At 70.7% G+C, this 8,094-nt stretch carries 8 protein-coding genes; 7 read left to right on the top strand and 1 reads right to left on the bottom strand.

Annotation, left to right across the window (positions count from 1 at the left end):
• Nucleotides 1-97 precede the first annotated feature (97 nt).
• The 6 genes from VNT50_RS03685 (at nt 98) to rocD (ending at nt 5,731) form a co-directional block, all read left to right on the top strand.
• Nucleotides 98-1,624: an HNH endonuclease signature motif containing protein gene (locus VNT50_RS03685; RefSeq protein WP_325483747.1), complete on the top strand. Its 1,527-nt coding sequence runs from the start codon at nt 98-100 to the stop codon at nt 1,622-1,624.
• Nucleotides 1,625-1,803: 179 nt separating this feature from the next.
• Complete coding sequence (locus VNT50_RS03680; protein ID WP_325483746.1) at nt 1,804-2,238, top strand: hypothetical protein; 435 nt, start codon at nt 1,804-1,806, stop codon at nt 2,236-2,238.
• Nucleotides 2,238-2,462: a helix-turn-helix transcriptional regulator gene (locus VNT50_RS03675; RefSeq protein WP_325483745.1), complete on the top strand. Its 225-nt coding sequence runs from the start codon at nt 2,238-2,240 to the stop codon at nt 2,460-2,462. The genes VNT50_RS03680 and VNT50_RS03675 overlap by 1 nt, the downstream gene beginning before the upstream one ends.
• Nucleotides 2,459-3,466: an NAD(P)-dependent alcohol dehydrogenase gene (locus VNT50_RS03670; protein ID WP_325483744.1), complete on the top strand. Its 1,008-nt coding sequence runs from the start codon at nt 2,459-2,461 to the stop codon at nt 3,464-3,466. Before VNT50_RS03675 ends, VNT50_RS03670 begins: the two co-directional genes overlap by 4 nt.
• Before the next feature lie 136 nt (nt 3,467-3,602).
• The gene (gene ddaH, locus VNT50_RS03665) at nt 3,603-4,502 is read left to right on the top strand and encodes a dimethylargininase (RefSeq protein WP_349255495.1); all 900 of its coding nucleotides are present in this window, start codon (nt 3,603-3,605) and stop codon (nt 4,500-4,502) included.
• Nucleotides 4,499-5,731 carry an ornithine--oxo-acid transaminase gene (gene rocD / locus VNT50_RS03660; RefSeq protein ID WP_325483743.1) on the top strand — a complete coding sequence of 411 codons (1,233 nt, stop codon included), beginning with the start codon at nt 4,499-4,501 and terminating at the stop codon, nt 5,729-5,731. Before ddaH ends, rocD begins: the two co-directional genes overlap by 4 nt.
• A 99-nt stretch (nt 5,732-5,830) precedes the next feature.
• Here rocD and VNT50_RS03655 read toward each other — a convergent pair whose 3' ends face one another.
• Nucleotides 5,831-7,450, bottom strand: coding sequence for a molybdopterin-dependent oxidoreductase (locus tag VNT50_RS03655; protein WP_325483742.1), 1,620 nt, complete (start codon nt 7,448-7,450; stop codon nt 5,831-5,833).
• A 43-nt stretch (nt 7,451-7,493) separates the two neighbouring features.
• Between VNT50_RS03655 and VNT50_RS03650 the strand changes: the two genes are divergently transcribed.
• A complete protein-coding gene (locus VNT50_RS03650) occupies nt 7,494-8,054 on the top strand; it encodes a hypothetical protein (RefSeq protein WP_325483741.1) in 561 nt (186 codons plus the stop codon).
• Nucleotides 8,055-8,094: the final 40 nt, after the last annotated feature.

Raw genomic sequence — 8,094 nt, 5'->3', positions numbered from 1 at the left:
GGATCAGTCGTCACGAACAGCTCGCGCGCGGGCCTCTCCGCACCAGCCGCACTTACGTCGCGGTCCAATGTCGGAGGCCCGGCGTACATTCGTAGTTATGTACGAAGCACTGCCCGTCGAGGAGCACGCCCGGTTCGACCCGGATGTGCTCATCGACGAGCGTGACGTCATCGACGCGGACGTCGATGTGCTCGCCGCCGGCCCATGGACGCCGTCGGCCGGTGAGTCGTTCGACGCCGGGCTGTGGGAGCTGGAGGGCGCAGCGGCACGCGCCCGAGTTCTCATTGCCGACCAGTACCGCATCATGGGCGAGGTACTCGATGCGGCAGCGAGCGACCCGACCCCCTGGGTGGGACCGGACCCCACGCTCGATCCGGAGTGGTTCGATCCGCGCGGGCGGTCCGTCGGCGCGATGCGCCGGGCGCGGAGCGAGATCGCGGTGCGCGCCGCGGCGGCCGATATCGCGGTGCGACTGCGGATGGCGGAGGGCACCGTCCACACCCGCGCGGGGAACGCTCGGACCCTTAAAGAGCGGTGCCCCCGGCTGTGGGAGGGCTTCCTGTCTGGACGCGTCGGGGAGGCCAACGCCGTCGCGGCCGCCCAACTCGCGAACAGCCTTCCGAACGATGCGGCGGAGGCCTGGCACGCGTTCGATGAGCAGCTTGCCGCGCCCGCCGAGCTGCTCACGGCGGGAAAGTTCCGGGTTCGCGCACGCGTCGTTCGCGAACGGGTGCACGCGGAGTCCATCGACGAGCGCCATCGGCGGGCCGCGAAGGATCGATCCGTGTGGGTGTCCGCAGAACTCGACGGGATGGCGATGCTGAATGCGTTCATGCCGGCGACCGACGCCCATGCCGCCGTGGCTCAGGTCGATGCGATGGCGAGGCGGCTCGCTTCGAACGAGGATGAGCGCCGGACCATGGCGCAGCTCCGCGCCGACGTGCTCGCCGATCTGCTGACCCAGCAAGTGAGCACCCAGTGGGGCGATGAACGCGACGCCGGGGGTGGCGGGGATGGCGTCGGCAATGGACGTGATGCCCGGAACGCGGATGCCGGCGGCATTGCCGACGGCGGTGGCGCAGGCGGCGCTGCACGCACAGGTGCCGCGACACGCGAAGCCGCCACCACGCGCGTGGGCGTTTCGGGCCGTACAGGCGCCTCGATCGCGATCACGATTCCCGCACTCACGTTGCTCGGTCGCGGCGACGAGCCCGCCACTCTCGACGGATACGGCCCCATCGACCTCGACACAGCGCGCAGACTCGCCGGCGGTGCCACGTCCTGGATACGGGTTCTCACGCACCCGGTCACGGGCACGGTGCTCGACGTCGACCGGACGACCTATCGGGTGCCGAAGGCGCTCCGAAGATGGCTCGGCGTGCGGCATCCGCTGTGCGTCTTCCCCGGATGCCGTCGGCCTTCCGCCGAGTGCGACATCGACCACTCGCTCGACTGGCAGTACGGCGGTCGAACGAGCGGCGACAACCTCGCCCCGGTCTGCGGCGCGCACCACACCGTGAAGCACGAGAGCCTGTGGTCGATGACGCGCGATCCCGTCACCGGCGAAATCGCCTGGACGAGCCCCACGGGTTTCACGACGAGTGCCGATCCACCGCCCTTCTGAGTCAGGCCGCGGCGCGCCGAAACCCCACGCCGCGGCCTGCTACGCCTCGAACCCACGCGCCGCCACCTCGAGCCCTACACGCCCCGCCCCCCGACCCATGTCAAATATTCTTGACACCCACCCGCAAAGCGGGTACCGTCGCAGATGTCAAACATATTAGACATCCAAGGGAGCCCGTCATGGGGTACGCAGAACGCAACACCTGGTCGCAGCTCATCGCGAGCGTCATCGGCACGGCGGTCTACGTCGTGCTCGTGCTGCCCCAGCTCTTCGCACGGCCGGTCGATGAGATCGACTGGGTCTGGCCGATGGTCTGGACGATCGTGGGCGCCATCGTGTTCTCGATCGTCGTCAGCATCCTCTGGGGGATCTTCGCCGGCATGCGCAACCCCGACGAAGATCACAAGGCCGACCTCCGCGACCGCGAGATCGAGTGGCTCGGCGATCGCGTCGGTCAGGCGTTCATGGTGATCGGAGGCGTCGTCGCCCTCGTGCTCGCCATGGTCGAGGGCGCCTGGTTCTGGATCGGCAACGCCATCTTCTTCGGGTTCTTCCTCTCCGCCTTCCTCGGCGGGTTGACGCGCATCATCGTCTACCGGCGGGGGATGCCCTGATGGTCAAACCCACGAAGGTCACGAACTCGATCCGCGCGCTGCGCGAGGTCGAGGGGATGACGCAGGCCGAGCTCGCGAGGCGCATCGGCGTCACCCGGCAGACGATCATCGCGATCGAGCAGGAGAAGTACTCCCCATCGCTCGAGCTGGCATTCCAGATCGCGCGCGTCTTCGGCGTCGGACTCGACGCCGTGTTTCAGTACCCCGAAGGGAATGCGTCATGAACACCAAGCTCGAAACCCGGACCATGCACGCGTGGACCCAGACCCGCTACGGCGCGCCCGACGCCGTGCAAGACGTCGTCGTCGACATCCCGCTGCCCGGCCCGCTCGAGGTGGTGGTGCGGGTGCGAGCATCATCCATCAACGCGGCCGACATCCACATCATGCGCGGCGAGCCCCTGCTGCTGCGGGCATTCTTCGGCATGCGCCGCCCGCGCGTGGGAACGAGGGGCCGGGATGTCTCGGGCACGGTCGTCGCGGTCGGATCCGGCGTCGCTGACCTCGCCATCGGCGACGAGGTTCTGGGCGAACTCGCCGGGGGAGGACTCGCCGAGTACGTGAAGACCCCGGCCGACCAGCTCGTGCGGCGCCCCGGCGCGCTCGACCCCGTCGCGGCCTCTGCCCTTCCGCTGGCCGGCGGCACCGCGTGGCAGGCCGTCGAACTGGGCGGCGTCGCCGCCCGCCAGCGTGTGCTGGTGATCGGGGCCTCCGGGGGCGTCGGCACCTACACGGTGCAGCTCGCGGCACTGCGCGGCGCGGAGGTGTGGGCGCTGTGCGGCGCGCGCAGCCGAAAGCTCGTCGAAGACCTGGGCGCCGCGCGCACCTTCGACTACAAGACGACGGATGCCGCGGGCCTGCCGGCGGCGTCGTTCGATGCGATTCTCGACATCGCGGGCACCGCGCCGCTCCGGCGGCTGCGCTCGATGCTGCGCCCGGGAGGAACCCTCGTGCTCGTCTCCGGGGAGGGCGGCAGGCTGCTCGGCCCGATCGGCCGCATCCTGCGTGCCGGTCTGCTCTCGCGGGGCGCCGGCGGGCGCCGCATCCGTCCCCTCGCCGCCCGCACCAAGCCAGAGCTCACCGCCGAACTCGCGGCGCTCGCGGCGGAGGGTCGCATCCGGGCAGCGATCGAGCGCACCTGGCCGCTCTCGGAGGCGCGGAACGCCCTCGCCCATGTGGATGCGGGACACACCGTCGGCAAGGTCGTTGTCGTGATGGCTCCCGCCTGACAGGCATGAGAGAATAGGTGCCGGCGTGCCCGAGTCGTCCTTTCCTCCCTGCGGTTGCTGAGCGAGCGCAGCGAGTCGAAGGGCCGCCGGGCCCATGGACAGCGTCCGCCGCCCCTTCATGAGGAGCCCCAGGTCCATGAACAACACCGCGTCCGTGAACAACACCGCATCCCTCGCGGAATCGGCCGTCACCCGCACCCAGCACCGCCGTCGGTACCTGATGTGCCGTCCCGAGCACTTCACGGTGAGCTACACGATCAACCCCTGGATGGAGCCGGCCAACCCGACCGACACCGCGCGGGCCCTGCGCCAGTGGAAGACGCTGTACGACACGTACATCGAGCTCGGTCACGAAGTCGAGCTGATCGATCCGGTCGACGGCCTGCCCGACATGGTCTACACCGCCAACGGCGGCTTTCTCATCGACGGCATCGCCTACGGTCCCAAGTTCCGCTTCCAGGAGCGCGCCGGCGAGGAGGGCCCCTTCATCGAGTGGTTCCGCGCGAACGGCTTCGACACGCGCGTTCCCGAAGAGGTGAACGAGGGAGAGGGTGACTTCCTGCTCGTGGGCGACACGATCCTCGCCGGCACCGGCTTCCGTTCGACGGGCGACAGCCACCGCGAGGTCGGCGAGGTCTTCGGCCGCGAGGTCGTCACCCTCACGCTGACCGACCCCCGGTTCTATCACCTCGACACGGCCATTGCGGTGCTCGACCCGATCGAGGGCGTCGCGAACGGCGGCCCCGAGCGCGCCAACATCGCCTACCTGCCGGCCGCCTTCGACGAGGCCAGCCAGGCGATCCTCGCCGAGCGCTACCCCGACGCGATCCACGTCTCCGACGAGGACGGCGCCGTTTTCGGCCTCAACTCCGCGAGTGACGGCCGCAACGTCCTCATCTCCCCTCGTGCGAAGGGCTTCGAGCGACAGCTGCGCGAGCGCGGCTACAACCCGGTGCTCATCGATCTCTCCGAGCTGCTGCTCGGCGGCGGCGGGATCAAGTGCTGCACGCTCGAGCTGCGCGGGGCATCCTCATGACCTCCGCCGCCGCCCTCGACGCCGACGCCGCGCGCACCGCGGGCATCATCGCGGCCGAAGAAGAGCACGTCGCCCACAACTACCACCCGCTCCCGGTCGTCATCGCGAAGGGTGAGGGGTCATGGGTCACCGATGTCGAGGGCAAGCGGTACCTCGACCTGCTCTCCGCCTACTCGGCGCTGAACTTCGGGCACCTGCATCCCGCCCTCGTCGCCGCCGTCCACGAGCAGCTGGGCCGCCTCACGCTCACCAGCCGCGCGTACCACAACGACCGCCTCGGCGCCTTCTCGGCCGCGCTCGCCGAGCTGTGCGGCAAAGACCTCGTACTGCCGATGAACACGGGCGCCGAGGCCGTGGAGACCGGCATCAAACTCGCCCGCGCGTGGGGCTACCGCGTCAAGGGCATCACGCCCGATCGCGCCACGGTGATCGTCGCCGGGGGCAACTTCCACGGCCGCACGACGACGATCGTCGGCTTCAGCGACGACCCGCAGGCGCGCGACGACTTCGGCCCTTACGCGCCCGGCTTCGTGACGGTGCCCTTCGGCGACGCGGCCGCGATCGACGCCGCGATCGACGAGAACACCGCCGCCGTGCTGATCGAGCCCGTCCAGGGCGAGGCGGGCATCGTGGTTCCCCCCGTCGGCTACCTGCGCGCGGTCCGCGAGCTCACCGAACGCCGCAACGTGCTCTTCATCGCGGATGAGATCCAGTCCGGCCTCGGCCGCGTGGGCGAAACCTTCGCGTGCGACCGCGAGGACGTGGTTCCGGATGTCTATCTGCTCGGCAAGGCGCTGGGCGGCGGCATCCTGCCCCTCTCGGCGGTCGTGGCCAACGCCGACGTGCTCGGCGTCATCCGACCGGGCGAGCACGGCTCGACGTTCGGCGGCAACCCGCTCGCGGCGGCGGTGGGGCTGCGCGTTGTCGAAATGCTCTCGACGGGAGAGTTCCAGGAGCGCGCCCGCGCCCTCGGCGCGCACCTCGAGACGCGCCTGAACGAGCTCATCGGGCACGGCGTCACCGGTGTGCGCGTCGCGGGCCTGTGGGCGGGCGTCGACATCGATCCCGCCATCGGCACCGGGCGTCAGATCGCCGAGCGGCTGCTCGCCCGCGGGGTGCTGGTCAAAGACACGCACGGCCAGACGATCCGCATCGCCCCGCCGCTGGTCGTGCGAGCGACAGAGCTGGACTGGGCCGTCCAGCAGCTGCGGCTGGTGCTCGCCGCCTGAACCCGGTGATGGGCGGGCACGGCATCGGCTGATGCGCGACGCCCTCGGCATCGGCTGCTGCGCGACGCCCTCGGCATCGGCTGATGCGCGACGCGCGGCTCAGCCGACGTCGATCTGGCGCGTGTGCCAGCCCGTCGCGCCATCCGGCGCCGGCGGCGCCTGCTTGTCGGTCTGCACGTCGCCTGACGCGCTGATCGCCCGGCAGCGCACCCGGTGCGGGCCCGCCGTGGCCGACCACGGCATGCTCCACTGCACCCACGTGTCGTCGGAGATGGCGCTCGCGAGCTCGGCATCGCGCCACGGGCCGTCGTCGACCTGCACCTGCACGCCAGCGACACCCACGTGCTGCTGCCATGCCACGCCGGCGAGCACGACCTTGCCGGCCGGCACCGACGTCCCGAATCGCGGCACGTCGATGCGGGACTGCAGCTTGATCGGCCCCCGCTCCGACCACCCGCGATCCGACCAGTACGCGCGCTTCGTGTCGAAGCGCGTCACCTCGAGGCTCTCGACCCACTTCGTCGCCGAGACGTACCCGTACAGCCCGGGCACGACCATCCGCACCGGAAAGCCGTGCTCGGGCGGCAGCGGCTCGCCGTTCATGCCCACGGCGAGGATCGCGTTGCGGTCGTCGGTCAGCACCTCGAGAGGGGTGGATGCCGTGAACCCGTCTACCGAGCGGGAGAGCACCATGTCCGCCTCGGCGAGGGGGTGGGCGCGCGCGAGCAGCGCGCGGATCGGGTAGCCGAGCCACAGCGCGTTCCCGATCAGGTCGCCCCCGACCGTGTTCGACACACAGGCCAGGGTCGTCGTGCTCTCCTCGAGGGGGAGGGCCAGAAGCTCGTCCCACGTGAGCTCGACCTCCCGCTCGACCATGCCGTGGATGCGCAGCTTCCACGTCGTGGGGTCCACCTGGGGAACGACGAGGGCGGTGTCGATGCGGTAGAACACGTCGTTCGGCGTGATCACCGGAGCAAGCCCGTCGAGCCCCAGCTCCGCCCCCGCCGGGACCGGCGGCGCGGCGACGGCGGGCGTCGGCAGCCGCAGCGTGTCTCGGATCGCAGTGATCGTGCGAGAACCCGCCCGCACCGCGGTCGCCCCGACCGCCGTCAGCACTCCGAGGGCGGCGGCCGCGCCGGCCCACACCAGCACCCGGCGGCGGTCGGGATCGCGCGCGACGTCGGCCGCGGCATCCTGAGCCCTCTTCTGCGGCCTCCGCAGGATCAGCAGCAGCGCAGCCGCCGACGCCGCGCCCGCGAGCATGGACGGCAGCCACGCCCACGGCGACGCCTGCGCCCGCGTCATCGCGGCGACCGCCCCGATGAGGCCGATCGCGACGAACACGACGCGGCCCCACGGGGAGCGTCGCAGATCCAGGATGCCGGCGCCCGCCGCCACCGCGAGGAGCACGACCGCGATGCCGACCAGCAGCGCGACTTTATCGGCGGTGCCGAAGAGCGCGATCGCCGCGTCCTTCGCCCACGGCGGGGCGAGATCGATGAGTGCGCCGCCGATCGCGGCGAACGGGCTGGACTCCGCCCTCTGAGAAGGCGTGGCGGCGATCAGCGCGGCCGTGAGTTCGCCGATTCCCGCCCCGAGCGCGGCGGCTGCCACCCCCGCGAGACCGGCCGCGAGCGTGTCCCGCGTCTTGCGCGTGATCCCCACAATCCGAGGGTACGCCGCCCCGTGCGGCGGGGCGGGCAGGGTTTCGGCGCTCATGGCACCAGGCGCGCCACCGCGAGGCCGGTGGTACCGTGTGGCCATGTCCTCGGGCGGGGGTTCCGGTCCCACGAGTGCGGGCGCGAGCGGGTTCCGATGGTGGATCGTGATCGTCGCGGTCGTCGCCGTGCTGCTTCTGGTCGGCGCCGCATATCTGGTCTCTGCGCTCACTCGGCCGGAGCCCGACACGCTTGCCACGACGGGCGAGCTCGACGTGCCCGTGCGCGACGCGATCATCGATCTCGAGACCGCGGAGATCTTCGAGTCCACGTACGGGGAAGTCACACCCGGGGGCGACGTGTGGTTCAGCGACACGGACACGTTCTTGTCGGGTCTGCCCGGCCCGGGGCCGCTCTTCGTGAGCAGCTTCGCGTCGGGGATCGCCGTCGTGCCCGACGGCGGGCACGACACGTGCCGAGCGGCCATGCAACCGGTCGAAGGCGTCACGTCCGAGAACTTCGTCGAGGTGCCCGATGCATCTGAGCCCACTTTCGTGTGTCTCATCACAGGAGAGCGGCAGTACGCGGTGCTGGAGATCGCGCCGCAGGAAGAGGGCGTGCCCACGCGCGTGGTCAGCTACGCCGTGTGGGGAGGAACAGCATGATGACCCTCGGCCATATCTGAAACCCTCGGCCCTATCTGAA

Origin of the sequence: Microbacterium sp. (assembly GCF_035554235.1) — a bacterium.
GTDB lineage: Bacteria > Actinomycetota > Actinomycetes > Actinomycetales > Microbacteriaceae > Microbacterium.
This window is presented reverse-complemented; position numbering and strand designations above follow the sequence as displayed.

Bases quoted from the DNA above. Each gene is read 5' to 3' on its own strand.
- VNT50_RS03680 (WP_325483746.1), top strand. From the start codon at position 1,804: ATGGGGTACGCAGAACGCAACACCTGGTCGCAGCTCATCGCGAGCGTC.
- ddaH (WP_349255495.1), top strand. From the start codon at position 3,603: ATGAACAACACCGCGTCCGTGAACAACACCGCATCCCTCGCGGAATCG.
- VNT50_RS03670 (WP_325483744.1), top strand. From the start codon at position 2,459: ATGAACACCAAGCTCGAAACCCGGACCATGCACGCGTGGACCCAGACC.
- VNT50_RS03650 (WP_325483741.1), top strand. From the start codon at position 7,494: ATGTCCTCGGGCGGGGGTTCCGGTCCCACGAGTGCGGGCGCGAGCGGG.
- VNT50_RS03655 (WP_325483742.1), bottom strand. From the start codon at position 7,450: ATGAGCGCCGAAACCCTGCCCGCCCCGCCGCACGGGGCGGCGTACCCT.
- rocD (WP_325483743.1), top strand. From the start codon at position 4,499: ATGACCTCCGCCGCCGCCCTCGACGCCGACGCCGCGCGCACCGCGGGC.
- VNT50_RS03685 (WP_325483747.1), top strand. From the start codon at position 98: ATGTACGAAGCACTGCCCGTCGAGGAGCACGCCCGGTTCGACCCGGAT.
- VNT50_RS03675 (WP_325483745.1), top strand. From the start codon at position 2,238: ATGGTCAAACCCACGAAGGTCACGAACTCGATCCGCGCGCTGCGCGAG.